Raw genomic sequence first — 25,804 nt, 5'->3', positions numbered from 1 at the left:
GGCGTACCGTGGGCGCAGCGCCGCCACCGGCGCACCGACCGTTCCGGAAGTGACCATGTACGAGATCCAGCACGCCGACTCCTTCGCCGCCTGGCGCTCCCTCATCTCCTCCTCGTTCGTCCCGCTGGAGACCGAACGCGTGCAGCCCGGTCCCTTCTCCGGGCGGCTCGGGGGACGGGTGCTGCGCGACGTCGGGCTCACGCGTGTCGAGGCCGGACCCCACACCGTGCGGCGCACGCCGGCGCTCGCGGCCGCCGCCCCGTCGAGCAGCTACAAGCTCAACCTGCAGCTGAACGGCCACGGCCTGCTGCTGCAGGACGGGCGGGAGACCGTGCTCCGGCCCGGCGACCTGGCCATCTACGACACCCGGCGGCCCTACACGCTCACGTTCGACGGTGACTTCGAGACCCTGGTGCTGATGTTCCCGCACCGGCTGCTCGGTCTCGCCGCCGAGGACGTCCGGCAGGTCACGGCGGTGCGCATGGACGCCGGGCAGCGGCTCGGCCGGGCCGTCGCCCCGTTCCTCAACCAGATCGCCGCGATGCTGCCCGAGCTCGAGGGGCCGGTGGGAGAACGTCTGGCTCTCAACGTCGTCGACCTCGTCGGCACCGTGCTCACCGACGAGTTCTACTCCCGAGCCGGTCAGGGGATGGACGAGAACGCCCGCGCGGTCCGCCGCGTCCAGCAGTACATCGACGTCCACCTGCCCGACCCCGCGCTCGACCCCGGCGCCGTCGCGGCCGCCCACTTCATGTCCATCCGCACGCTGCACAAGCTCTTCGCCACCACCGGCCACACCGTCGCCGGATGGATCCGCGAACGCCGGCTCGAGCACTGCCGTCGCGACCTGGCCGACCCCCTGCACGCCGACGTCCCGGTCGGCGCGATCGGCGCGCGCTGGGGGCTGCCCGACGCCTCCCACTTCAGCCGGCTGTTCCGGGCCGCGTACGGCGTCTCCCCGGCGCAGTACCGCCGCCACGGCGAGGACCCCGCGCACGACGGCGTCGCCGCGGAGGGGGCCACCGCGCGGATCTCCGTTCCGGTCACCGCGCTCGCCGGCTGAGCCGTTCCGGACAGGCGCGGGTCGTCAACACCCGTGCCCGAAACGTCAAGACCCGCACCCGCCCGACGGACGAGAGTGAGACGCATCACGATCTCACCGCGCCCGGCCGTTCCCGGACGCAGAAAGCGGGTCACCATGACGGACGTCCGCATCGCGGCCCCGGTCCACGAAGCCCACCTGGGTACCCGGCGCCTCGGGGTGCCGGCCCTGGTCTTCATGATCATCGCGGCCTCGGCGCCGCTCACCGTCGTCGCCGGCGGCGTCACCAGCAACTTCGCGGTGACCTCGGTGCTCGGCGTGCCCCTGTCCTTCCTCGTGCTCGGCGCGGTCCTCATCGTCTTCTCGGTCGGGTACTCGGCCATGAGCCAGCACATCCACAACGCCGGGGCCTTCTACGCCTACGTGGCCCGGGGACTCGGCAAGCCGGCCGGCGTCGGCTCGGCCTGGGTGGCGCTGGTCTCCTACAACTCGATGCAGGTCGGCATCTACGGACTGTTCGGTTACGCGCTCGCGTCCCTGCTGCAGTCCCTCACCGGTGCCGACCTGCCCTGGTGGGGCTGCGCGCTGGCCGGCTGGGTCGTCGTCGGGCTGCTCGGCATCACCAAGGTCGACCTCTCCGCGCGGGTGCTCGGCATCCTGGTGGCCCTCGAGTTCGTCGTCGTCACCGTCTACGACCTGATCGCCGTCGGTGCCGCCCCCGAGGGCGTGAGCCTGCAGTCGTTCGAGCCGGGTTCCCTCTTCACCACCGGGGTCGGGGCCGTGCTGTCCTTCAGCATCGCCGCCTTCATGGGCTTCGAGTCAGGGGCGATCTACAACGAGGAGGTCAAGGACCCGCGGCACACCGCCCGGCGCGCCACGACCATCGCCATCGTCGTCATCGCCCTCTTCTACGCCGTCTCGGCGTGGGCGATGACGGTCGGGGAGGGTCCGAGCGCGGTGGTCGCCCGCTCCGCCGAGCAGGGGCCGGGCCTCGTGTTCGCCTTCCTCGGCACCTACCTGCCGGTGTGGGCCGTCGACATCGCGAACGTCCTTTTCGTCACCAGCCTGTTCGCCGCGCTGGTCGCGTTCCACAACGTCGTCGCCCGCTACTTCTTCTCGATGGCGCGCGAGGGCGTGCTGCCGGGCCGGCTCGCGCGGACCAACCCGCGCACGCAGGCCCCCGTCGCCGGCTCGGTGGCCCAGTCCGCGCTCGCCCTCGTGGTGCTGGTCGTGTTCGCCGTCGCCGGATCCGGCAGCGAGCTGGGCCCGCTCTACCCGGTGCTGACGCTATTCACCTGGCTGACCAACATGGGCGCGTTCGGGCTGGTGCTGCTGATGGCGGTCACCTCGGTCGCGGTCGTCGGCTACTTCCGCCGGCACCGGACCTGGTACGGGGTGTGGACCCGCACGGTGGCCCCGGTCATCGGTGCCGTGTGCCTGACCATCGTGTTCGCCCTGATCGTCGCCAACTTCACCGTGCTGATCGGCGCGCAGGGGGACACCGTGCTCGGCTGGCTGCTGCCCGCCATCGTCGTGGTGCCCGGCGTCGTCGGCGTGCTGTGGGCGTGGCGGCTGCGTTCCGCCGACCCGGCGGTCTACGCCGGGATCGGCCGCGGCGGCACGCTGGACGACGACACGTCCGCCCTCGGCGTCGTCCCGGCCGAGCGTCACTGATGGCGCTGTGGTACCGGTCACGGCGATCGTGCACGGAGCGTCAAGTCACCGGCACCCAGGTGCTCGGAGACGTCGGCCGCGGTCCGCGACAGTGATGTCATGACCGGAGCGAAGAAGCACTACGTCGTCGTCGGCGCGGGCACGGCCGGCTGCATCGTCGCTCGGCGCCTCGTCGACGCCGGGCACCGGGTGACCCTGCTCGAGGCCGGAGATCACGACACGAACCCGGCGATCCGGCTGATCAGCCGGCTCGGGGAGCTGTGGCACTCGAAGGACGACTGGGACTACTACACGGTTCCCCAGCAACACGCCGACGGGCGAGTGATGCACTGGCCCCGCGGCAAGGTCCTCGGCGGATCGCACGCCCTCAACGCGACCATCTGGGTGCGTGGCAACCCCTCGGACTACGACGGATGGGCCGCCGACGGCTGTCCCGGCTGGTCCTGGGCCGAGGTCGCGCCGGTCTTCGCGCGCATCGAGGCGTACGACGGCGGCCGGGCCCACACCCGCGATGCCGTGCGAGGCACCGACGGCCCGCTGCCCGTGGTCGGTGACTACCCGTTGAACCCCATCTTCACCAGCATCATCGAGGCGGCCGGGCAGGTCGGCGTGGAGTTCAACCCCGACTACAACGGGGAGCGCCAGGACGGGGTCAGCCAGGAACAGATCACCGTCAAGGACGGGGAGCGGTTCAACACCTGGATGGCGTACGTGCGGCCGATCGCCGACCATCCCGACCTGACCGTCCGGGTCGGCGCCGAGGTGGAGCGGCTGACCGTCGTGCCGGGCGAGGGCGGCCCGCGCGTCACCGGCGTCGAGCTGGCCGCGTACCACCCGCGGGACGGGGAGGACTCCGAGGGTGCCGCCGACGCCGACCGGGTCGGTGCCGCGGACGGCGAACGGATCGACGCCGACGAGGTGATCCTGTGCGCCGGCGCCATCGACTCGCCCAAGCTGCTGATGCGCTCGGGCATCGGCCCCGCGGAGCACCTGCGCGACGTCGGCGTCGAGCCGGTCCACGACCTGCCCGGCGTGGGCGCCAACCTGCACGACCACCTGCTCGCGCCCGTCATCGCCGAGACCACGACCCGGGAGATCGAGCACCCGGACACGGACTGGTCGGTCAGCCAGACCCACCTGTTCTGGCGGTCGCGGGAGGACCTGCCGGCGCCGGACACCCAGCCGATCCACTTCAGCGTGCCCATGTACGACGACGGGATGGAGGGGCCGGCCAGCGCGTTCACCCTGCATTCCGGGCTCGTCCGGCCCTGGTCCCGGGGTCGGATCCGGCTCACCGGCCCGTCGTCGGCCGACCCCGCCGAACTGGACCCGAACATCTTCGCCGACCCCCGGGACCGGGAAGCCTTGCTCGCCTCGTTCCGCCAGGCCCGGCAGATGGTCGCGGCCCCGGCGCTTGCCGAGGACTGGGGCGCCCGCGAGGTGTACCCGGGCGAGGACGTGCAGGGCGAGGAGGCCGAGATCGCCTACGTCAACAGGGCGGTCGTCACCTACCACCACCAGGTCGGCACCTGCCGGATGGGCACCGGGGAGGACGCCGTCGTCGACCCCGCCACCCTGGCGGTGCACGGCCTGGCCGGCGTCCGCGTGGTCGACGCGTCGATCATGCCGACGGTCACCACCGGCAACACCAACGCGCCGTCGGCCATGATCGGCGAACGCGGCGCCGCCTTCATCCTCTCCACCTGATCCCGTTCACGACCATCCACCCAGGAGTAACCCATGACCAGCACCACCACCGCCTTCGGCACCGCCGCCGACCTGCTCGCCGCGATCGGCGACGACGCCGGCCGGGCGATCACCGACCCCGCGACCGGGCAGGAGGTCGGCAAGGCGCCCGAGCGCACCGCCGCCGACCTCGACGCCGCCGTCACCGCCGCCCGCGCCGCCCAGCCGGCCTGGGCCGCGCTGTCCCACACCGAGCGCAGCGACTACCTGAACCGGGCGGCCGACGCCATCGAGGCGTCCGCGGAGGCGCTCGCCGAGCTGCTCTCCCGCGAACAGGGCAAGCCGCTCAACGGTCCGAACGCCCGCTTCGAGGTCGGCGCGTGCGCGGCCTGGCTGCGCACCACCGCGTCGCTCGAGCTGGCGCCGGAGGTGCTCGTGCAGGACGGCGAGACCCGGGCCGAGCTGCACTACCGCCCGCTCGGCGTCGTCGGCGCGATCGGCCCGTGGAACTGGCCGATGATGATCACCGTCTGGCAGGTCGCCCCGGCGCTGCGGATGGGCAACACGGTCGTCGTCAAGCCCAGCGAGTACACGCCGCTGAGCGTGCTCGCCCTCGGCGCCGTGATCAACGAGGTGCTGCCGGCCGACGTGCTCACCGTCGTCTCGGGCGGCCGCGAGGTCGGCGAGGCGCTCTCCGGCCACCCCGGCATCGACAAGGTGATGTTCACCGGCTCGACCGCCACCGGCAAGGCCATCATCCGGTCCTCCGCGGACACGGTGAAGCGGCTGACGCTCGAGCTCGGCGGCAACGACGCGGGCATCGTCCTGCCGGACGCGGACCCGAAGGCGATCGCCGAGGGCCTGTTCTGGGGCGCCTTCATCAACACCGGCCAGACCTGCGCGGCACTCAAGCGGCTCTACGTGCACGAGGACATCTACGACGACGTGTGCACCGCGCTCACCGAGGTGGCGCAGCAGATGCCGATGGGCAACGGGCTGGAGGAGCAGAACGTGCTCGGGCCGCTGCAGAACAAGGCGCAGTACGACATCGTCGCCTCCCTCGTGCAGGCCGCGAAGGACGCCGGCGGCCGGGTGCTCGTCGGCGGTGAGCCGGCGGCGGAGCAGGCGGGCTACTTCTACCCGACCACGCTCGTCGCCGACCTGGACAACGACAACCCGCTGGTGACCACCGAGCAGTTCGGCCCGGCGCTGCCGATCGTCAAGTACGCCGACGTGGACGACGCCGTGGCCATGGCCAACGGACTCGACGTCGGGCTCGGCGCCTCGGTGTGGTCCGCCGACGCCGCCGCCGCGCGCGAGGTGGCCGGCCGGATCGAGGCCGGGACGGTGTGGATCAACAAGCACGGCGAGGTCAACCCGCTCGTCCCCTTCGGCGGCGCCAAGCAGTCCGGCTACGGGCTGGAGTTCGGCGTCGAGGGTCTCAAGGCGCTCGGCAACCCGCAGGTGATCAGCGGCTGAGCCCGTCGCCGGGCCGTCGCGGTCGGGGCCTACCTCGTGTGGACGGACTCGCCCTCGGGCAGGTCCGGGCCGGCGAACGGGCATTCAGGAAACGGTCGGTACCGGCCCGTAGGCTGACCCGCAGCGCTGCCCTGACCGGGTGCGCACCGACCTCCGGGCCGCATCGCCCGGCACGCACGACGAGGGAGCGGTCATGAGCGAGTCACCGACGGCCAGCACACCGGGCAGCGGGGCGAGCCCCGGGCCGGACGGCCGGCGGACGGTCGTCATCACCGGGGCCAGCGACGGCATCGGTGCCGCGATGGCTCGCAGTCTGGCTGCCGCCGGGGACCGGGTGGTCGTCGTCGGCCGCTCCCCCGAGAAGACCCGGGCGGTGGCCGCGGAGATCGACGCGCCCTTCCTGCTCGCCGACTTCGCCGACCTCGCGCAGGTGGACCAGCTGGCCACCCGGCTGGCCGACGAGTACCCCCGGATCGACGTGCTGGTCAACAACGCCGGCGCCGTCTTCGGGCGCCGGCAGACCACCGGTGACGGGCACGAGATGACCTTCCAGGTGGATCACCTCGCGCCGTTCCTGCTGACCACGCGGCTGCTCCCCGTGCTGACCGCCGGCCGGGCCCGGGTGATCACGACGTCGTCGGGGGCGAACCTGTGGGGCCACATCGACATCGAGGACCTGGACAAGGAGCGGGGCAGGTACCGGTCCCAGCGCACCTACGGCTCCGCCAAGCTGGCCAACATCCTCTTCACCCGCGAGCTGCACCGCCGCCACCACGGTGACGGCATCGCCGCGACGGCGTTCCATCCGGGCGGGGTGGCCACCAACTTCTCCGTCGAGTCCGGCAGCTGGTTCCGGTTCGTGTACGGCCCGCTGTTCAACCGGGTGCTGCTCACTCCCGCGCAGGGCGCGGACACCGGCGTGTGGTTGGCGACCGAGCCGGAGGGCGACTGGGCGCCGGGCGGCTACTACGCCAGGCGCAAGCCGGCGCGGGTCAACCCGCAGGCCAACGACGTCGTGCTCGCCCAGCAGCTGTGGAACCGCAGCGCGACCCTGGTGGCGCGCGTCTGAGCCCGGCTCAGCGCCGGTGGCCGGTGAGCTCGGGCAGGCCGTGGCGCTGCACGTGCCGGCGCGAGAGTTCGTAACCGACGTTCGTCGCCACCAGGATGACGACGCCGGCGATCAGGCTGTAGTACCAGTGCGGGTTCGCCTGGTCGAACATGACGTAGAGCGCGACGCCGACCAGGAACGCCAGGGCCACCCAGGTCGTGACCGGTGCGCCCGGGAGCCGGAAATGCACGGCGTGTGCGCGCCCGGCGGCCACCGCGCGACGGTAGCCCAGGTGCGAGACGAGGATCGAGATCCACCCGAAGAGGATGAACACCGCGCACGCGCTGAGGATGACCTCGAACGCGGCGGACGCCCCCAGCGCATAGATCAGCACGATGCCGAGCAGGTACACGCCGAGCACACTCAACAGCGCCCCGGCGGGCACGCCGCGCGAGGAGACGCGCACGGTGACCCGCGGCGCCTGCCCGTGCGCGGCCAGGTTCCGCAGCACACGCACGCTCGAGTACAGCGTGGCGTTGACGCCGGAGATGGCCGCCGTGAGCACCACGAAGTTCATGATCCCGGCGATACCCGGGATGTGCAGCGAGGCCAGCGCCGTGACGAACGGCGACTCGTCGCCCGAGTACTGGTCGGTGGGCAGCAGCACCGAGAGGGCGATCAGCGAGCCGATGTAGAACAGCCCGATGCGCAGCACCACCGAGTTGATCGCCCGCGGCATCGAACGCTCCGGGTCGGCGGCCTCGCCGGCGGAGACGCCGACCGTCTCGATCGCCGAGAACGAGAACACGACGCCGCCGAGGACGACGAGCAGCGGCAGCAGGCCGTTCGGCGCGAACCCGCCGTTCGCCCACAGGTGGGAGACGGACGCCGTGGTCGGTGCGTGGAACACGTCGCCGGCCACCACGAGGACGATGCCGGCGGCCAGGAACAGCAGGATGGCGATCACCTTCACGGACGACGCCGTGGTCTCGATGGCCCCGAACCAGCGCACCGAGAGCAGGTTGCAGCCCACGATGGCCAGCGCCGCCACCAGGGACGGGATCCAACCGGGAAGCTCGGGCCACCAGAACTGCACGTACACCGCGAGGGCGGCGATCTCGGCCACGCCGGCGACGGCGGCGAGGGTCACGTGGATCCACCCGGTCATGAACGCCAGCCGGTCCGAGACGAATTCGCGGGCGTAGGAGACCCAGGCGCCGGTGGTCGGCCGGTACACCACCATCTCGCCCAGCGCGCGCATCATCAGGTAGACGACGACGCCGACCACGAGGTAGGCGAGGATCAGCGCCGGGCCGGCGGCGGCCAGGCGCGCCCCGACGCCGAGGAACAGTCCCACCCCGATCGCCCCGCCGATGGCGATCATCTGGATCTGCAGGCTGCCGAGGGACCGGTGGTAGCCGGCGTCGCCGCGGTCCTCGTAGGTGGGCATCGGGCCGGTGGCCGGTGCCTGGGGATCGAAGCGCATGGTCCTCCTCGGTGGTGGCATGCGTTCCATGCCCGGGTGCGGTCGTCGTGCGGGTTGGTCAGCCTACCGTCAGTTCGGTCTTCAGCCAGCCCTCCTCGCGCCGGTCGAACGACTCGTAGGCCTCGACGGCGCTGGTCAGCGGCTCCTGCTGGGTGATCAGCGCGGTCGGGTCGACCAGGCCGGTCGCGACGATGTCCAGCAGCGGCGGGGTCACCGTGTGGTGGTTGCAGTTGCCCAGCTTCACGATGAGGTTCTTGTTCATCGCCTCGCCGATCGGGAACGACGTCATGGCCGGCGGGTAGACGCCGATGACGCCGAGCCGGCCGCCCTTGGCCACCGCGGAGACGGCCCACTGCAGCGCTTGCGACGGCGCGTTCCCGGGGACCCAGTTCTCGCCCTGCACGTTCGTCTGTGGCGCCACCTGGGACCGCTCGGCGTCGAACTGTTCGGCCTGCTCATCGCCCGCCCGCTTCGCCGGTCCGGCCCACGGCCGCTGCGCGTCGACCCCGACGGCGTCGATCACGGCGTCCACCCCGATGCCCTGCGTCGACTCGAGGATGGCCGGCACCGGGTCCTCGGCGTTGAAGTCGATCACCTCGGCATGCTGCCCGAGGGCGATGTCCAGGCGTGAGCGGAGGCCGTCGACCGCGATGACCCGGCCCGCGCCCTGCCGGAACGCCGAGGCGATGGCGAACTGGCCGACGACGCCGGCGCCGAGCACGGCGACCGTGTCGCCGCGGTTCACGCCGGCGAGCTCCGCGCCGAACCAGGCCGTCGGGAAGATGTCCGAGAGCAGGATCGCCGCGTCGTCCGAGACGTTCTCCGGCAGCGGGATCAGCGTGTTGACCGCCCACGGCACGCGCACGTACTCGGCCTGCAGCCCGTCGACGGGGCCGGTGGGCTGCGGGCCGCCGAAGAAGCACGTGCCCGCGAGCGGGCCGTTGGGGTTGGCGACGTCGCACTGGGCGGTCAGCCCGCGACGGCAGTTCCGGCACGCGCCGCAGGACATCGTCGAGCAGATCAGCACCCGGTCGCCGGGAGAGAAGCGGCGCACGGCCGAGCCGACCTCGGTGACGACGCCGACGGCCTCGTGCCCGAGGATCGTGCCCTCGGCCATGCCGCTCATCGTGCCGCGGATGAAGTGCAGGTCGGTGCCGCAGATGGCGCTGCGGGTGATCTGCACGATCGCGTCGGTCGGTTGCTGGATCGTCGGGTCGTCGACCGTGTCCAGTCGGATGTCGCCCTCGCCGTGCCACACGACTGCCTTCATGGTCCGTCCCTCCTGGAGCGTCGCCGCGGATCGACCGATCGCGGTATCGTTCCCACGCTACACAGTCAGCATGCTGATGGTAAGGCTATCGAGAGGACTCCGTGGTGAGGGCAGCGGCCGGTGCGGCGGTGCGTGGCCGAGCGGCGATGGCCCAGCACACCAGGAGCACCACTCCGCTGACGGCGCCCAGGGAGGCGAGGACGGCGGAGAGGCGGCTGGTGCTGACGTCGACGTCGGAACCGGTCCACAGGGCCAGCACCTTGGGGGAGATCAGGAAGAACACGGTGAACACGGTCAGGGCCGCCGCGTGCACGCGCACCCACGAGGCCGACGGCGCGGTCACGGGGGTGGGGACGGCGTCGTCCCCCCGGAGCCGGCGGTGCAGCAGGAGGCCCGCCGCCGCGATCAGCGGCCACCACACCCAGTGATGCGACCAGGAGATGGGGGAGACGAGGAGCATCACCAGGGCGGCCGCGGCGATCCCGAGCCAGGGAGCGGCCAGGCGCTCGCCGGCCCGGATCACGATCCAGCCGGCCACCACCACGGCCACGACCAGGGGGATCCAGACGATCCCGGCGACCGCGGTGCTCAGCCCGAGCTGCTCGAGAGCGCCGCGCACCGCGACGTTGTCCGCGTACTCGAAGCCGCCGATCCGGCCGGTCTCCCGGACGGTCTCGGACCAGAACTGCACGCTGGGGCCGGGGAAGGCGAGGAACGCGACCGCGACCGTGGCCACGAACCCGCCCACGAGCCAGGCCGCCCCGCGCAGGTCGCGGCGGGCGACGAAGTAGAGGCCGAAGGCGAGCGGGGTGAGCTTGATGCCCGCGGCCACGCCGATCAGCACGCCGCGGGCCCGCCCGGTGACCCCCACGAGGTCGAGCAGGCAGAGCAGTGCCAGGGCCGCGTTGATCTGGCCGAAGAACACCGTGTCCCGCCAGGGGCCGGAGACGAGGATGCCGACCGTCAGCCAGGCCACCGGGACCACCGCCCGGGCGGCGGGCCGGGGCGCCCCCGTGCCGGTCTCCCCGTCCCACCAGCGCACGATCACGATCGCCACGACGACGGCGGCGGCCATCGTCACCGCCATCATCAGGTGCAGTCCGGCGTCGAACGAGAGCAGGGCCGCGGGCCCCAGGACCATCGCCGCGAACGGCGGGTAGGTGAACGGCATGCCGCGCGGACCGTGCAGACCCTCCGCGGGCCAGTACAGGTCGCCCCCCATCCCGAGCAGGTGGTAGAGGGTGGCCGCGCCGCTGCGGTAGACCCCGTAGTCCAGACCCTCCGGCGGGCGGACGGCCGTGAACCACCACACGAGCACCGCCACGGCGGCCACGAGGTGCAGGCCGAGGACCAGGGGAGAGCGTCCGGGGGCGCCGAGCCGCCGGGCGGCGTCCGGCGCGGGCCGCCGGCGGGCCGATGAGGTGGTCACGGGTGGTACCTGCCCGATCGGGCCGCTCGGCGTCCGTCGGTCATGCGCGCGTCGATCATTCGCTCGCGGCGAGTTGGCCGCACGCGCCGTCGATCTCCTTGCCGCGGGTGTCCCGCAGCGTGGTGGGGATCCCGGCGGCCTCGAGCCGGTCGACGAAGGTGGCGGTGACGTCCGGGTCGGACGACGTCCAGATCGAGCCCGGCGTCGGGTTGAGCGGGATCGGGTTGACGTGCACCCAGCCCCGGCCGCGGGCGTTCAGCTTCTTGGCCAGCAGGTCCGCGCGCCACGCATGGTCGTTCATGTCCTTGATCAGCGCGTACTCGATGGACACCCGCCGCCCGGTCGTGACGTAGTACCGGTGCGCGGCGTCGATGGCCTCGTCGACCTTCCACCGGGAGTTGACCGGGATGAGGTCGTCGCGCAGCTCGTCGTCGGGGGCGTGCAGGGACAGGGCGAAGGTGACGGGCAGGTCCTCCGCGGCCAGCTTGTCGATGCCCGGCACCAGGCCGACGGTGGAGATCGTGATGCCGCGGGCGCTCATGCCCAGGCCCTCGGGCGCGGGGGCGACCATCCGCCGCACCGCCGTCATCAGCCGCTTGTAGTTGGCCAGCGGCTCACCCATCCCCATGAACACGATGTTGTGGACCCGCTCGTCGGGGTGGCGCTGACCGCCCAGGCCTCCCTCGGCGATCACCCGGTTGGCCTGGACCACCTGGTCGAGGATCTCGGCGGCGGACATGTTGCGGGTCAGCCCCGCCTGCCCGGTGGCGCAGAACGGGCAGTTCATGCCGCAGCCGCACTGGGAGCTCACGCACAGGGTGATCCGGCCGGGGTAGCGCATCAGCACCGACTCGACGAGGGACCCGTCGAAGAGACGCCAGAGGAACTTGATGGTGCGGCCGTCGTCGGTGGTCAGCCGCTTGACCTCGGTCAGCAGGGGCGGCATCAGCGTCTCCGTGAGCTGGGTCCGCAGCGCCGCCGGCAGGTCGCTCATCTGCTCCGGGTCGGTGGTGTAGTGCGTGAAGTAGTGGGTGGAGAGCTGTTTGGCGCGGAACGCGGGCTGGCCGAGCGCGACGAGCTTCTCCTGCCGCTCGGCCAGGCTCAGATCGGCCAGGTGGACGGGCGGCTGCGAGACGCGTGGAGAGCGGAACTGCAGCAGCGGCCGCCCCTCCGCCGTGGTCTGCTGCTCCCAGCCCTCGGTGGCGGGCCGGACCTGCCGACGCTCGGCCTCCTCCCGGTCCGCGCGGAGCACCCGCTCGCGCTCCGCCGGGGTGGTGGCCGTCAGCGGAACACCCGGTCGGGTGCCGGCGATGCCGGCCGGGGGCGCGTCCGCAGCGGGCCGGGTGCCTTCGGCGCCGCTGACGCCGCGCAGCGGGCCGGCCGCGGGCGACTCCGGGCGCCGGGCGTGGGCGCGGGAGGTCCCGGTGCGGTGGTGGCGGGAGGAATCCTGGGACGACACCCTCCCGATTCTCCCATGCCCGCCGGCGGCGCGGTGGAGGACGGGCCGCACACGCAGGTGGGGCCGGGGCTGATGCGCCCCGGCCCCACCCGCGTGGAGTGCGCTCCTCATCCCTCCAGGGCGGCGCGGTCGATCCGGCGGTGGTATCGCATGCCGGACAGGCCGCCGAGCACGGCACCGATCAGCGCGACGACCAGGACGACGATGCCGGAGATGATGCCGGCAGTGGTCAGCTGGCCGGAATTCACCGGCAGGGCGGGCAGGCCGCTGATGTTCGCGCCGACGTTCTGGCCGACGATCGCGCCGACGATCGCCAGGACGACCGCGACGATGATGGCCCAGAGCCAGACGGCGACCCCCTGCCGAGCGCCGTTGAAGCGGGCCATCCGACCCGCGACGTAGCCGCCGATGAAGTAGGCGACGAACCAGATGATCAGCAGCACGATGGCACTGACGATGCCGGCCGACTGCAGATCACCGCTGCTCATGGCAGTGACGCGGTTCACCGCGGCCTCGGCTCCGCCGCTGACGGCCCCGACCAGGGCCGTGATCGCGGCGCTGATGCCGATCAACAGGATGAGGGCGCCGGTGGCCGCCTCCCGGGGGGTCGAATGCCCGCCCGGGGTGGGTCCGGGTGCCTCATGGGCACCCGGACCCACCGGAGGGGATCCGGGAATCAGCGTCGGTGGATCAGGCTCCGCGGATCAGCGCCCGCGACGGGAGTCGTCGAGACCGTCGGTGTCGGTCTCGATCTCTTCCTTGCGGACCTGCTCGGTGACCGTGGTGTCGTCCTGGACGACCTGCTTGCCCAGGCGGACGCGCTCGACGGCCTCCACGTCCTTCTCGACCACGGGCCGCTCGGCGTGCAGGACGACCTCGTGCTCCTCCTCGGAGAGCTCGGGCCCGGCCTCGGCCGCGGACCGGTTGGCGTCGGTGATCGGCTCGCGCTCGATGGTGACCTCCTCGTGGGAGACGGGCACCTGGACGGTCTGCTGCTCGGTGACGATGTGCTTGCGCAGCCGGGCGCGGCCGGTCTCGACCGATTCCTTGCCCACCCGCAGGCGCTCCTCGGAACGAGTCATCGCCTCGTCCGTGGTCGGGCCGGAGGTGTCGTGCCCGACCGTACCGGCAGCGTCCCCGTCCCCGACGACACCGGTGGCGAGGTGGCGGTCGTCGTCGCGGTCGTGATCCCGGCCGACCGCGTCGACCCGGTCCACGGAGCCGTCCTCGAGCCCGTAGTACCGGAACAGCTCGGTCTCCTCCTCCGGGGAGAGGTGACCCTGCTCGGCATCCACGCGGGGTGCGCCGGTGACGACGTCCTTCTCCCACGGCACACGCAGGACCCGGTCGTCGAGGTCGGCGTTGCGGATCGGCACGAAGGTCTCCTTGGTGCCGAACAGGCCGGTGCGGACGGTGACCCACTCGGGGGCGCCCGACCGGTCGTCCAGGTAGACCTGCTCGACGCTGCCGAGGCGGCTGTCGTCCGCGGTGCGGACGTCGGCGCCGAACAGGGTATCGATCGCGTTCTTGTCGATGGGCATCAGCTGTGCTCCTTGAGGTCGTTCGTCTCGGGCGGATGGTGATCTGAGGTCGATCTGCAAGCAGATCCACGCTCGTGCCCTCGACCGTACAACGTAAGGCGCCCGATGTGAAGCATGCTGATGAATTCTGCCGAGAGCGATCCCGGCCCCCGTCAGGACGAGGTGTTCGCCCGGTGCCGGGGACCGGTCGAGGCGGCCGGCTCCGCCGGACGGGACGTCGCCGGGGCCACCGCGTCGGGCGTGCGCCCCGCCTCGGCCTCGGCGGCGTCGGGCTGCCCGTGGACCCCGTCGATCGCCTCGCCCCGGGCCACCATGCCGGCCACGTCGGAGAGGGGGATCTGCTTGAGGAACAGGGCGAGCACGAAGGCGAGCAGCAGGAACGGGATCAGGTACCAGAACACCGGGGCCAGCGAGTCCGCGTACGCCCCGACGATGCCGTCGCGCACCGGCCCCGGCAGGCTGTTCAGGGTCTGCGGGTCCAGGGACGCCGTGGCCTGGCCGGCCTGGGCGGCGCTCGCGCCGGAGGCGGCGAACACGTCGGTGAGGTTGGTGGTCAGGTTGTTGGTGAAGATCGCCCCGAAGACCGCCACGCCCAGGGACGCGCCCACCTCGCGGAAGTAGTTGTTGGTGCTGGTGGCGGTCCCGACGTCGGCCGGATCGACGGCGTTCTGCACGACCAGCACGATCACCTGCATGATGCAGCCGAGCCCCACGCCGAACACGAACAGGTAGACGCAGATCAGCCAGAGGGGGGTGTCGGCGGCGAGCGTCGTCATCGCCAGCATGGCCGCGGCCGTGATCAGCGTCCCGGCGATCGGGTAGCTCCGGTAGTGGCCGGTGCGGCTGATCAGGATGCCGGACCCGATGGCGGTGAGCATCAGCCCGGCCATCATCGGCAGCATCAGCAGCCCGGACTGGGCGGCGGAGGTGCCCGAGGACATCTGCAGGAACGTCGGCACGAAGGCGATGGCGGCGAACATGCCCAGGCCCAGGGTCAGCCCGATCGCGGTGGCGTTGACGAACACGGGGTTGCGGAAGAGGGACAGCGGGATGATCGGGTCCTCGGCACGCCGTTCGACGGCGATGAAGCCGAGGACCGCGATCGCCATGCCGGCGAACCACGCCCAGGTCTCGAGGGCGTCCCAGCCGTGGTCCTTGTTGCCGCCGAACTCGGTGAAGAAGATCAGGCAGGTCGTCGCCGCAGAGAGCAGGACGACGCCGAGCACGTCGATGCGCTTGGTCGCCTTCTTGCTCGGCAGCGTCAGGGCGAACCAGGCGATGGCGAACGCGATGACGCCCACCGGGATGTTGATGTAGAACGCCCACTGCCACGTCAGGTGATCGACGAAGAAGCCGCCCAGCAGCGGCCCGGCGACGGCGGAGAGGCCGAAGATGGCGCCGAGCGGGCCCATGTACTTGCCGCGCTCGGACGCGGGGACGATGTCGGCGATGATCGCCTGGGAGAGGATCATCAGGCCGCCGCCGCCGAGGCCCTGGATCGCCCGGAACACGACGAACACCCAGAAGCTGTCGGCCAGGGCGGCGCCCAGGGACGCGACGGTGAACAGGCCGATCGCGATCAGGAACAGGTTGCGCCGGCCCAGCACGTCGCCGAACTTGCCGTAGATCGGCATCACGATCGTCGTGGCGAGCAGGTAGGCGGTGGTGATCCAGGCCTGGTGCTCGACGCCGCCGAGCTGGCCGACGATGGTCGGCATCGCCGTCGAGACGATGGTCTGATCGAGGCTGGAGAGCAGCATCCCGGCGATCAGGGCGCCGAAGATGATCCAGATCCGCCGGTGGGTGAGGACGAGCGGGCCGGTGTCGCGGCCGGGTCGGCCGGTGCGCGGCGATTCCGCGGTGATGCTCATGAGGGGTCCTTCGTGGTGGTCTCGGAACGGGGAACGGGGGAGCAGGCGGGTGCGGCGAAGAGTCGCCGGGCGAGGTCGAGGTGCTCGTCGAGCAGGCTCGCGAATGCGGCGGCCAGCGCGCGGTCGCGGGTGCCGGCCGGGGGGTTGAGTTCGAGGAACCGGTGCATGGTGTGCCCGGCGAGGTGCCCGACGACGGATGCGGCCAGCCCGGGGAACGGATCGTCGGCTCCGGCGCCGGTGTGCCGGCGGATCAGCTCGGTCAGCTCCTGCCGGCGGCGTTCCATCGTGCTGAACGCCCGCTCGGCCAGGGCCGGCTCGCGGCGCAGCAGCTCCATCAGCCGGCGGGGGTCGGCCGTGTCGGCGTCGTCGAACGTGTGCAGGATCAGCTCGCGCAGGTCCTCGAGCAGCTTCCCCCCGGCCCGCCCGCGGGCGACGAACTCCTCGCCCAGGGCTTCGAACGGGTCCTTCGCGGAGGTGCCGATGACGGCGTCGTCCTTGGAGGCGAAGTAGTTGAAGAAGGTGCGGCGGGAGATGCCGACCGCCTCGCACAGCTGATCCACGGTGAATCCGTGCAGACCGTGGGCGAGGGCGAGTTCGCGGGCCTGGACGATGAGATCGGTCCGGGTCCGTCGCATGCGGTCGTCGCGTCGGGTCACGAACAGCAATGTTTGCACCCTGAGCTTGATAGTGCAATCTTGCGGAGCGTGCCGTCCGTCACGTCGTTCCCTCGTTTCCGCGACGGTTCGGATGGTGGACACCGTGCCGTGACCCCGGTCACACTGCTGTCATGACAGCGCGTGCGGAGCGGATCCGTACACCCGATCAGCGGCTGCGCATCTTCGTCAGCTCGACGCTTCAGGAGCTCGCCCCGGAGCGGAAGGCCGCCCGTGCCGCCATCGAACGCCTCCACCTCGCGCCGGTGATGTTCGAACTCGGCTCCCGCCCGCACCCGCCGCGTGAGCTCTACCGGGCCTACCTGGCGCAGAGCGACGTGTTCGTCGGCCTGTACTGGGACCGCTACGGCTGGGTGGCGCCCGGCGAGCAGGTCTCCGGCCTCGAGGACGAGTACCAGCTCGCTCCGGCGGACATGCCCAAGCTGATCTACCTGAAGGAGAGCGGGGGTGAGCGTGAGCCGCGGCTGGTCGAGCTGATCGACCGGATCCGCCAGGACGACACCGCGTCCTACTCCACGTTCGCCACCCCGGAGCAGCTGGCCGAGGCGATCACCGGTGACCTGGCGACGCTGCTCGCCGAGCGCTTCGACCTCAGCCGGGTGCCGGACGCCGCCGCGCTCCCCCCGGTGGTGGCTCCCGACACGGTCACCCCGCTCCAGCCACTGCCGGTCTCGCTCACCCGGTTCATCGACCGGCAGGACGAGCTCGCCCGGATCGCGGGGCTGCTCGCCGGGGGCGTCCGGTTGATCACCGTGCTGGGACCGGGCGGCATCGGCAAGAGCCGGATCGCCATCGAGGCCGCCCGACAGGCCGCGCCCACCCTGCCCGGTGGCGTGGCGTTCGTCGACCTGGCGCCCGTCCGCAGCGTCGAGGCGGCCGTGGGCGTCATCGCGCTGGCCGTCGGAATCCGCAACACCGGTGACGCCCCGGTGGCGGACAAGCTCGTCACCGCGCTGCGGACCGCCCCGCCGCTGCTCCTGCTGGACAACGCGGAGCAGCTGGCCGACAACGCGGCGGAGCTGGGCCGGTTGCTGGCCAACGCCCCCGAGGTGCGGGCGATCGTGACCAGCCGGGCCCGACTGCGGGTCTCGGGCGAGCAGGTCGTGCCCATCGGCCCGCTCCGGCTGCCCGCGGCGGACGAGCCCCTGGCGCGGATCGCGGAGGCTCCCGCCGTCGCCCTGTTCGTCGAACGCTGCCGCGCCGTGCGCCCGGACTTCGAGCTGACCGACGAGAACCGGGGCGCGATCACGAGTATCTGCGCGATGCTCGACGGGGTTCCGTTGGCCATCGAGCTCGCTGCGGCCCGGATCCGGGTGCTGCCCCCCGAGGCGATGCTCGAACGGCTGGACCGGCAGTTGAGCCTGCTCAGCGGCGGCAGCCGTGACCTCCCGGAGCGGCAGCGCGCACTGCGCTCCACCATCGAGTGGAGCACGGACCTGCTCGCGCCGGCGGAGCGGCGCCTGCTCGAGGTGCTGGGCGTCTTCGCCGGCCGGTTCTCCTTCGAGGCGGCCGAGGCGGTGGCCGAGGCCGTGGACGGGACCGAGGACGCGCTCACCCTGCTCGACGCCCTGATCGACAGCAGCCTGGTCCGGGAGCACGACCACGAGGGCCGCCCCTACTTCTCCCTGCTCGCGACCGTGCGTGAATTCGCGTGGGAGTCCCTCGACGCTCGCGGCGCGCAGCGGGCCGCCCGCGACGCGCACGCCCGGCACTACCGGGCGGTGGCCGCCGCGGCCGCACGGCACCTGCAGGGGCCGCAGCAGCCGGACTGGCTGGGCCGGCTGCTCCAGGAACGCACCGAACTGCGGCAGGTGATGCGGTACCTGCTCTCCACCGAACCGGCCGCGGCCGCCGAGTACGCCTGGGACCTGTACGTCTACTGGTGGATCGTCGGCAACCTCGGTCAGGTGCGGGACTGGATGTCGTCGCTGCTGGACCTGCCCCGCCCGCTGCCCGAGCACGCCCGCGCCGTCGCGCTCTACTTCGCGTGGGCCATCTCGTTCTGGCAGGACCGGTTGCCGCAGCTGGTGCCCGGACTGGAGGAGTGCGTCGACCTGTTCCGGGGCACCGGCGATCGGACCGGCACGGCGATGGCGATGGTCTCCCTCGCGATGGCCCGGATCACGGTCCCCGGCGGCGGCGACGCGCCGGGTGCCCCCACCGGCTTCGCCCCCGGTTCGCCCGCCGGGGTCGCGGCCGCGTCGGCCGCCGGCTCGGCCGGCGCCTCCCTCGCCCCGGGCGCCGATCCCGTGCCCGGGGCGGACCCCGCACCGGGGGCGGTGGGCGCCGTGCCGGCGGAGGCCGGGCCGCAGGAGGTGCATGCGCCGGCGGCGGTGCTGACCGACACGCTGGAGTCCAGCCTCGGCCTGTTCCGGCAGGCCGGGGACCGATGGGGGGAGGCGATGGCCCTCGTGGTCCTCGGCCGGGTCTTCTTCGCCACCGGACAGACCGATGCGGCGGCCGCCCGCTTCGGGGACAGTGTCGACCTCGCCCGCACCGTCGGCGACTCCCTCGGCCGCGCCATCGCACTGCACCACCGCGGCTGGACCGACCTGATCCGCGGCGACGCCGTCACGGCCGCCGCGGCGTTCTGCGAGGCGCTGGGGCTCTCGGTCGGGCTGAGTCACCAGCAGGGCATCGCCTACGGGCTGGAGGGCGCCGTCGGGGTGGCCGCCGCCCGGGGCGACGTTGAGGCCGCCGGCCGGCTGCAGGGGGCGGCCGAACAGCTGCGGGACCGGACCGGCCTCTACGGCACGCCCACCTTCATGCCGCACGTCTTCTTCACGGCGCCGCTGACCACCGGCGAGCACGCGGAGGAGTTCGAGGCGGCCCGCAGCTCCGGGCACCGGATGTCCCCGCAGGACGCGGTGGCCGAGGCGCTGCGGGTGCTCGGTCCCGTCGACGGCGGGTGAGTGCGACGACGCGCCGCGCTCCGTCCGCCGGTCCCGCCGACGGGCCCGGGCCCCCCGACCGGGACCGGATCCTGCCCTACAGCAGGGTGGTGGCCGCGGTGGTCGTGCCGTTCCTCGCGGTCGCCGTCGTGCTGCTCTACGGGCTGCCCACGCGCACCGCGGAGCTCTTCGCCTGGACCATCGAGCCTCCGCTGACCGCGATGCTGTTGGGCGCCACCTATCTCGGCGGCATCGCGTTCTTCGCCGCGGTGCTGCGCCGCCGGCCGTGGCACCGGGTGCGGCACGGCATGCCCGCGGTGATCGTCTTCGCCACCGCGCTGGGCATCGCGACGCTGCTGCACCTGGACCGCTTCCACCCGTGGCACGTCTCCTTCATGGCCTGGGCCGCGCTCTACGCCACCGCCCCGGTCCTCGTCCTCGTCCTGCTGCTGCGCAACGGGCCCGAGGACCCGGGCACGCCGGAGCCGCGCGACACGGCGATCCCGGCCGCCGCCCGCGGGGCGCTCGCGGCGCTGGGGGCGGTGGCCGGCGTGGCCGGCGTCGCCCTGTTCCTCGCACCCGCGTTGGGGTCGCTGTGGCCGTGGGACCTGACCCCGCTGACCGCGCGGGTGGTCGGCGCCATCCTCACCCTGCCGGCGCTGATCAACGTGCCGCTGCTGTGGGAACGCCGCTGGTCCGCGTACCGGCTGCTGGTGCGGGCGGAGCTGGTGGGCCTGGCCGCCACCCTGCTGGCCCTGGTTCTGCGCGCCGGTGACCTGCGGCTCGACCGTCCCGCCACGCCCGTCGTCGCGGCCGTCCTGGTGGCCGCCTTCGTGGCGTTCGCCGTGCTCAGCCGGGTGCTGGACCGCCGGCGGGAGCGGCCACCCGCGTCGCCGGCCACGTGACCGAGCCGCAGGTCACGAATGGGTCACGGATCGGGAGATCCGGCCCGGACGGTGCGGGCGCCACGAGGGAGCCTGTTAGCGTGACACGTGGTCCGCGCCCGTGGGCCCCGGCCGGGAGCGACGGTGCTGACCAGCCTCGACGCCCGATCCGGCAGCTCGATGGAGAGGCCTCGCCCTGATCGACTACGTCACCGAGCGGCTGCCGCAGATCCTCTTCGCCGCGTGGCAGCACTTCTCCCTCGTCGTCCAGTGCCTCGCCCTGGCCACGCTCATCGCGGTGGCCATCGCCGCGCTCAGCTACCGAAGCCGGTCGCTCACCGCGGCCGCCAACGCCGTCTCCGCCGTCGGGCTGACCATCCCGTCCTTCGCGCTCATCGGCCTGCTCATCGCCCCCTTCGGCTTCGGGGTGCTGCCCGCCGTCATCGTGGTCACCTTCTTCGCCGCGCTGCCGATCCTCCGCAACGCCGTGGTCGGCCTGGCCGGCATCGACCGCAGCCTCGTCGAGGCCTCCCGCGGCATCGGCATGAGCCGCGCCCGCACTCTGCTGCGCGTGGAGCTGCCGCTCGCGTGGCCGGTGATCCTCAGCGGCATCCGGGTGTCGGCGCAGATGGTGATGGGCATCGCCGCCGTCGCGGCCTACTCCCTGGGCCCCGGACTCGGCGGCTTCATCTTCTCGGGACTGTCCCGCCTCGGCGGCGCGAACGCGCTGCCCTCGGTCGTCGTCGGCGTCGTGGGCGTCGTCGTCCTCGCCCTCGTCCTCGACCTGCTCCTCGTCGGCCTCGGCCGCCTGACCACCTCAAGGGGAATCCGTGCCTGACTCCCAGTCCACGTCGGCGACCGCCGGCGACGCCGAGCGCACCGTCACCGGCGCCGAGATCCTCCTGCAGAACGTCACCAAGCGCTACCCCGGCCAGGCCAGACCGGCCGTCGACGGGCTGACCATGCAGATCCCCGCCGGACAGGTGGTGATGCTCGTGGGTCCGTCCGGGTGCGGCAAGACCACGACCCTGAAGATGATCAACCGGCTGATCGAGCCGACCGAGGGCTCGATCGTCCTCGACGGCGACGACGTCACCCGCATGAACGGCGACCGGCTGCGCCGCCGGATGGGTTATGTGATCCAGGCCGGCGGGCTGTTCCCCCATCTGAGCGTCGCGGCCAACATCGCCGTCGTGCCGAAGATGCTCGGCTGGGACAAGGACCGCATCGCGGCCCGCGTGGACGAGCTGCTCGAGCTCGTCTCCCTGGACCCGGAGGTCTACCGCGACCGCTACCCCAAGGAGCTCTCCGGGGGCCAGCAGCAGCGCGTGGGCGTGGCCCGCGCGCTCGCGGCCGACCCGCCCGTGCTGCTGATGGACGAGCCGTTCGGCGCCGTCGACCCCATCACCCGGCAGCGGCTCCAGGACGAGTTGATCAACATCCAGGCCGAGGTGCAGAAGACCATCGTCTGCGTGACCCACGACTTCGACGAGGCGGTCAAGCTCGGCGACTGGATCGCCGTCTTCACCGAGGGCGCCCACCTGGTCCAGTACGACACCCCGGAACGCATCCTCGCGGAGCCCGCCAACGCCTTCGTCGAGAACTTCATCGGCTCCGGCGCCGGGCTGAAGCAACTCACGCTCACCCGCGTGGCGGACGTCCCGATCGCCGAGGCCGAGCAGGCGCGTCCGGGGGAGGACGCCGCCGCGGTGCTGGCCCGGATGAAGGCGTCCGGCCGCCACCACGTCGTCGTGCTCGACGAGCGGGACCGGCCGCGGCAGTGGCTCTCCCGCAAACAGGTGGGCCGGGAGGGCACCATCACGGGCCGACTCGATCCGCACCTGCCGGTGGTGAGCGACCGGTCCACGCTGAACGACGCGCTGGACACCATGCTGGTCTCCAGCGCCGGGGCCGCGCTGGTCACCGGGCGGCGGGACGCCTTACTCGGTGTCATCGACGTCGACTCGGTGATGGCGGCCATCGCCGCCGCCCGGGAGGCCACCCGGTCCGGCGACTACAGCGCACCGGTCGGCACCAACACCGGCGTGCTGCCCGTCGCCGCGACCGAGCGGACGGACCGCAACGGTGATCCGGGGGACGACGGGCGCGACGCCGACGTCGCCCGGGCCGGCCGGCTCGACGGCTCCCACGTGATCACGCCGGGGGACCGGCGGTGAGCCTGCCGGAGACGACGCCGGCGATCGCGGAGCCGGCGGCCGCGGAGTCCGGGACCGCGCAGTCCGCGGGCCGCCGCGGTCGGCTGCGTCGCGGGGTGCCGGTGGCCCTGCTGGTGCAGCTCGGCGTCATTCTCGTCGCTCTCGCGGTCCTGGTGCTGTGGCTGCTCAACGCCCCGCTGACGCCGACCGAGGCGACGACCCTGGCGCCGTCCGCGCTGTGGGCCTACACCGTCGAGCACCTCAAGCTGACCGTGGTGGCGGCCGTCATCGTGCTCGTCATCGCACTGCCCCTGGGGATCCTGCTCACGCGCAGCCGCACCCGCTTCCTGGCCGGCCCCGTCTCCGCCGTCGCCAACGTGGGGCAGGCCGCACCGGCCATCGGGCTGATCGTGCTGCTGGCCTTCTGGCTCGGCTTCGGGTTCTGGGCCGCGATCGTCGCCCTCGTCGTGTACGCGGTGTTGCCGGTGCTGCGCAACACGGTCGTCGGCCTGCAGCAGGTGGACCGCCGGTTGATCGAGGCCGGCCGCGGCATGGGGATGAGCGCCGCCGCCGTGCTGTTCAAGGTCGAACTGCCGCTCGCGGTGCCCGTCATGCTCAGCGGCATCCGCACCGCGCTGGTGCTGCTGGTCGGCACGGCCGCCCTGGCCACCTTCATCAACGGCGGCGGACTCGGCATCCTCATCACCACCGGCGTCAACCTCAACCTGACCACCGTGCTGGTGGCCGGCTCGATCCTCGTCGCGCTGCTCGCCCTGTTCGTCGACTGGGTGGGCCGCCTGGTCGAGTACCTCGCGACGCCGAAGGGACTCTGACATGGCGACCTCCTCTGTTCGTGCGCGCGGCCGGCGCCGGCTGCGCGCCGTCGTCACCGCGGCCGTCCTGACCCTCACCCTGGGGGTCTCCGGATGCGGGTTGGCTCCGGCCACCTCCTTCGTGCCCGACGTGAAGCCCGGGTCCATCCGGCCCATCGAGGGCCTGCCCGTCGGCACCGGACTCACCGTGACGAGCAAGAATTTCACCGAGCAGCTGATCCTCGGCAAGATCGCCGTCATCGCCGCCCGGGCGGCCGGGTTCGACGTGCAGGACCTGACCAACGTGCCCGGCAGCCAGCCGGTCCGCCAGTTGATGCTCGACGGGCAGGCGGACCTGACCTACGAGTACACCGGCACCGCCTGGCTGACCTACCTGGGCAAGGACAAGCCGATCCCGGACCAGCGCAAGCAGTGGCAGGCGGTCAAGGACGCCGATACGGCCAACGGCCTGACCTGGGGCCCGCCGGCGCCGATGAACAACACCTACGCGTTCGCCATCCGCAGTGCGAAGGCCAAGCAGCTCGGCGTGACATCCCTCTCGGACATCGCGACGATCCCGCCGGCCGAGCGCACCTTCTGCATCGAGGCGGAGTTCAATTCGCGCCCGGACGGTATGAATCCGCTGCTCAAGACGTACGGGATCCCGCGCGGGTCCGGCGTCCCGAACGGCCAGATCGGCATCTACGACACCGGCGCGGTCTACACGGCCACCGCCAACGGGGACTGCAACTTCGGCGAGGTGTTCACGACCGACGGCCGGATCAAGGCGCTGGACCTGACGGTGCTGGCGGACGACAAGAAGTACTTCCCGGCGTACAACGTCTCCCCCGTCTACAACACGAAGACGCTGGAGGAGCACCCGCAGCTCGCGCAGGTCTTCGACAGGATCTCCCCGAAACTCACCGACGCCGAGCTGCAGGAGCTCAACCTGCAGGTCGACGTCCAGGGCCGGGAGCCGGCGGACGTCGCCGCCGACTGGATGGTGAAGGAAGGCTTCGTCACCCGGTAGCGGCGGCGGTCGAGCTCACCGACGCCGGAGCAGCACCACCGAGCTCATTCTCGGCGGTAGGGACATTGGCATCTCCGAGCTTCACCACTTCGTGTTGCAGAAGAGGTACGCTCACCGGGCATGTCTACCGTGCCGACGTTACCGATGTCCTCCCGCGCTCGGTCGATCGCGCCAGGTTGGCTGGCTCACCTGGTTCCGGGCTCCTCGTGCTGGCGGGCGATGAAGCCGGCCATGCCGGGGACCGTGAAGGCGATCTGCCCGTGCTCGGGAGAGTAGATGAGCCCCTTGGAGATGAGCTGCGCCCGCGTGGGGCCGAAGCTGGTGACCTTCTTCCCCAGTCGGGTAGCGACGGTTCCGGTGGTCGACGGCCCTTCGCCATCGACCGCCATGGCGTTCATGTAGTCGCGTTCGCGTGCTGTTGCCCGGTCCCAGCGGGACGGGAAGAATCCGGCGTCGAGACGCTGCCGGCCGACCCTGACCGCCTCATGAGCGTCGTCGACGTTGAAGGGGCTGACGTTGGCCACTTCCCAGATGGCGCTGCCGAATTCTTGAATGAAGTAGGGGTACCGTCCCGATGCCTCCAGCAGCGAGGCGAGTGCTTCTTCCGTGAAGGACTGTCCCATCTGGGAGGCGGGGACGGCCAACGACTCCGCGGCCTGGTCCGAGTCGAGCTGCCCGATCTGGCGGTAATCGAAGAGCCGCTCAGCGTAGCTACGGGCATCGGCAAGCCGAGCGGGAAGATTCGGCAGACCGGCACCGGTGACGAAGAACGGAAGCTCGTGCTGCACGGCGTGGTGCTGCACCGTCACCAAGGCCGCGAGGAGGTCATCGTCGACGTCCTGCATTTCGTCGATGAAGACAGCGAAGCCCTTGCGCAGGGAACGGAGGGCGGTGCCGACGTCTTCGACCACGTCCTGGAGGTCGATGTCGATATGGCCGGTGGTGGCCCGGGCGGGGTCGATCTCCACCCCGAGGGAGATGCCCTCGATGCCGACGGTGGCGCTGAACGAGGTGACGGTGCGCAGTAGGGCCTTCACTGGTCCTACGCCGATCTGGGACACGTAGCGCCTCGAGGCAACCTGCAGTTCTCGCGCCAGGGCTTTGCGAATGTCGCGCGCCCCGTGTTCTCCGGGTCGACCTTCGAGCTTGACCGTCAGCCAGCCGTGGTGGTCGGCGATGCCCTTCAGTCGGTTGAGCAGCACGGTCTTTCCCACCCCCCGGAGCCCGCTGAGCACCATGGGCCGTGCCGGCATCGACAGGGCTGTCCGTGCGACCAGAAGGTCGAATCCGTTGATCTCTGCTTCGCGGCCAGCAAGAAAGCGCGGGGGAACCCCGGAGCCGGGGTTGTAAGGGTTGAGCTGAGCCTCCATCC

The 25,804-nt window shown here is 72.0% G+C and carries 20 protein-coding genes; 11 read left to right on the top strand and 9 right to left on the bottom strand.

Features of this window, described 5'->3' with window-relative positions; genetic code table 11:
- The first annotated feature begins 55 nt into the window (after window positions 1-55).
- The 5 genes from IEX22_RS00360 (at window position 56) to IEX22_RS00340 (ending at window position 6,950) form a co-directional block, all read left to right on the top strand.
- A complete protein-coding gene (locus tag IEX22_RS00360) occupies window positions 56-1,063 on the top strand; it encodes an AraC-like ligand-binding domain-containing protein (protein ID WP_188666023.1) in 1,008 nt (335 codons plus the stop codon).
- A gap of 135 nt (window positions 1,064-1,198) precedes the next feature.
- Entirely contained in the window at window positions 1,199-2,716 is a 1,518-nt protein-coding gene (locus IEX22_RS00355) for an APC family permease (RefSeq protein ID WP_188664625.1), read from the top strand.
- 99 nt (window positions 2,717-2,815) lie between these two features.
- A complete protein-coding gene (locus IEX22_RS00350; RefSeq protein ID WP_188664622.1) occupies window positions 2,816-4,423 on the top strand; it encodes a GMC family oxidoreductase in 1,608 nt (535 codons plus the stop codon).
- Between the two features lie 33 nt (window positions 4,424-4,456).
- Window positions 4,457-5,881, top strand: a complete 1,425-nt coding sequence (locus tag IEX22_RS00345; protein ID WP_188664620.1) for an aldehyde dehydrogenase family protein — start codon at window positions 4,457-4,459, stop codon at window positions 5,879-5,881.
- Window positions 5,882-6,074: 193 nt separating this feature from the next.
- Window positions 6,075-6,950 carry an SDR family oxidoreductase gene (locus IEX22_RS00340; protein ID WP_188664617.1) on the top strand — a complete coding sequence of 292 codons (876 nt, stop codon included), beginning with the start codon at window positions 6,075-6,077 and terminating at the stop codon, window positions 6,948-6,950.
- Window positions 6,951-6,957: 7 nt separating this feature from the next.
- On the opposite strand, the gene IEX22_RS00335 is transcribed toward IEX22_RS00340, so the two are convergent.
- From IEX22_RS00335 to IEX22_RS00300, 8 genes are all read right to left on the bottom strand, one after another.
- Complete coding sequence (locus IEX22_RS00335; protein ID WP_188664613.1) at window positions 6,958-8,415, bottom strand: amino acid permease; 1,458 nt, start codon at window positions 8,413-8,415, stop codon at window positions 6,958-6,960.
- A gap of 58 nt (window positions 8,416-8,473) precedes the next feature.
- Window positions 8,474-9,685 carry an alcohol dehydrogenase catalytic domain-containing protein gene (locus tag IEX22_RS00330; protein WP_188664610.1) on the bottom strand — a complete coding sequence of 404 codons (1,212 nt, stop codon included), beginning with the start codon at window positions 9,683-9,685 and terminating at the stop codon, window positions 8,474-8,476.
- Window positions 9,686-9,770: 85 nt separating this feature from the next.
- Window positions 9,771-11,114 (bottom strand): glycosyltransferase 87 family protein, encoded by a 1,344-nt coding sequence (locus tag IEX22_RS00325; RefSeq protein ID WP_188664607.1) that lies wholly within the window; start codon window positions 11,112-11,114, stop codon window positions 9,771-9,773.
- A 55-nt stretch (window positions 11,115-11,169) separates the two neighbouring features.
- On the bottom strand, window positions 11,170-12,366 hold the full coding sequence (rlmN, locus tag IEX22_RS00320; protein ID WP_229659715.1) for a dual-specificity RNA methyltransferase RlmN: 1,197 nt from the start codon (window positions 12,364-12,366) through the stop codon (window positions 11,170-11,172).
- Window positions 12,367-12,680: 314 nt separating this feature from the next.
- A complete protein-coding gene (locus tag IEX22_RS00315; protein WP_188664604.1) occupies window positions 12,681-13,145 on the bottom strand; it encodes a hypothetical protein in 465 nt (154 codons plus the stop codon).
- A gap of 132 nt (window positions 13,146-13,277) precedes the next feature.
- Entirely contained in the window at window positions 13,278-14,114 is an 837-nt protein-coding gene (locus IEX22_RS00310; RefSeq protein ID WP_188664600.1) for a DUF2382 domain-containing protein, read from the bottom strand.
- Window positions 14,115-14,266: 152 nt separating this feature from the next.
- A complete protein-coding gene (locus IEX22_RS00305; protein ID WP_188664597.1) occupies window positions 14,267-15,985 on the bottom strand; it encodes an MDR family MFS transporter in 1,719 nt (572 codons plus the stop codon).
- A complete protein-coding gene (locus IEX22_RS00300) occupies window positions 15,982-16,641 on the bottom strand; it encodes a TetR/AcrR family transcriptional regulator (protein ID WP_188664594.1) in 660 nt (219 codons plus the stop codon). The genes IEX22_RS00305 and IEX22_RS00300 overlap by 4 nt, the downstream gene beginning before the upstream one ends.
- A 131-nt stretch (window positions 16,642-16,772) precedes the next feature.
- On the opposite strand from IEX22_RS00300, the gene IEX22_RS00295 reads away from it, so the two are divergent.
- The 6 genes from IEX22_RS00295 to IEX22_RS00270 all read left to right on the top strand — a co-directional run bounded on the left by IEX22_RS00295 (window position 16,773) and on the right by IEX22_RS00270 (window position 24,432).
- Window positions 16,773-19,571 (top strand): ATP-binding protein, encoded by a 2,799-nt coding sequence (locus IEX22_RS00295; protein ID WP_188664591.1) that lies wholly within the window; start codon window positions 16,773-16,775, stop codon window positions 19,569-19,571.
- Window positions 19,568-20,455, top strand: a complete 888-nt coding sequence (locus IEX22_RS00290) for a hypothetical protein (RefSeq protein ID WP_229659656.1) — start codon at window positions 19,568-19,570, stop codon at window positions 20,453-20,455. The genes IEX22_RS00295 and IEX22_RS00290 overlap by 4 nt, the downstream gene beginning before the upstream one ends.
- Before the next feature lie 175 nt (window positions 20,456-20,630).
- Entirely contained in the window at window positions 20,631-21,272 is a 642-nt protein-coding gene (locus IEX22_RS00285; protein WP_188666017.1) for an ABC transporter permease, read from the top strand.
- A complete protein-coding gene (locus tag IEX22_RS00280; RefSeq protein ID WP_229659655.1) occupies window positions 21,265-22,611 on the top strand; it encodes an ABC transporter ATP-binding protein in 1,347 nt (448 codons plus the stop codon). Before IEX22_RS00285 ends, IEX22_RS00280 begins: the two co-directional genes overlap by 8 nt.
- A gap of 83 nt (window positions 22,612-22,694) precedes the next feature.
- Complete coding sequence (locus IEX22_RS00275) at window positions 22,695-23,423, top strand: ABC transporter permease (protein ID WP_438816577.1); 729 nt, start codon at window positions 22,695-22,697, stop codon at window positions 23,421-23,423.
- Window position 23,424: 1 nt separating this feature from the next.
- On the top strand, window positions 23,425-24,432 hold the full coding sequence (locus IEX22_RS00270) for a glycine betaine ABC transporter substrate-binding protein (protein ID WP_188664588.1): 1,008 nt from the start codon (window positions 23,425-23,427) through the stop codon (window positions 24,430-24,432).
- 185 nt (window positions 24,433-24,617) lie between these two features.
- Here IEX22_RS00270 and IEX22_RS00265 read toward each other — a convergent pair whose 3' ends face one another.
- On the bottom strand, window positions 24,618-25,802 hold the full coding sequence (locus IEX22_RS00265) for an ATP-binding protein (RefSeq protein ID WP_188664585.1): 1,185 nt from the start codon (window positions 25,800-25,802) through the stop codon (window positions 24,618-24,620).
- Window positions 25,803-25,804 lie beyond the last annotated feature (2 nt).

The organism is Tersicoccus solisilvae (genome assembly GCF_014643255.1).
Lineage (GTDB): Bacteria > Actinomycetota > Actinomycetes > Actinomycetales > Micrococcaceae > Tersicoccus > Tersicoccus solisilvae.
This window is presented reverse-complemented; position numbering and strand designations above follow the sequence as displayed.

Excerpts from the sequence above, each read along its gene's own strand:
- IEX22_RS00360 (WP_188666023.1), top strand. The coding sequence starts at position 56 with ATGTACGAGATCCAGCACGCCGACTCCTTCGCCGCCTGGCGCTCCCTC.
- IEX22_RS00355 (WP_188664625.1), top strand. The coding sequence starts at position 1,199 with ATGACGGACGTCCGCATCGCGGCCCCGGTCCACGAAGCCCACCTGGGT.
- IEX22_RS00350 (WP_188664622.1), top strand. The coding sequence starts at position 2,816 with ATGACCGGAGCGAAGAAGCACTACGTCGTCGTCGGCGCGGGCACGGCC.
- IEX22_RS00345 (WP_188664620.1), top strand. The coding sequence starts at position 4,457 with ATGACCAGCACCACCACCGCCTTCGGCACCGCCGCCGACCTGCTCGCC.
- IEX22_RS00340 (WP_188664617.1), top strand. The coding sequence starts at position 6,075 with ATGAGCGAGTCACCGACGGCCAGCACACCGGGCAGCGGGGCGAGCCCC.
- IEX22_RS00335 (WP_188664613.1), bottom strand. The coding sequence starts at position 8,415 with ATGCGCTTCGATCCCCAGGCACCGGCCACCGGCCCGATGCCCACCTAC.
- IEX22_RS00330 (WP_188664610.1), bottom strand. The coding sequence starts at position 9,685 with ATGAAGGCAGTCGTGTGGCACGGCGAGGGCGACATCCGACTGGACACG.
- IEX22_RS00310 (WP_188664600.1), bottom strand. The coding sequence starts at position 14,114 with ATGCCCATCGACAAGAACGCGATCGATACCCTGTTCGGCGCCGACGTC.
- IEX22_RS00305 (WP_188664597.1), bottom strand. The coding sequence starts at position 15,985 with ATGAGCATCACCGCGGAATCGCCGCGCACCGGCCGACCCGGCCGCGAC.
- IEX22_RS00295 (WP_188664591.1), top strand. The coding sequence starts at position 16,773 with ATGACAGCGCGTGCGGAGCGGATCCGTACACCCGATCAGCGGCTGCGC.
- IEX22_RS00270 (WP_188664588.1), top strand. The coding sequence starts at position 23,425 with ATGGCGACCTCCTCTGTTCGTGCGCGCGGCCGGCGCCGGCTGCGCGCC.
- IEX22_RS00265 (WP_188664585.1), bottom strand. The coding sequence starts at position 25,802 with ATGGAGGCTCAGCTCAACCCTTACAACCCCGGCTCCGGGGTTCCCCCG.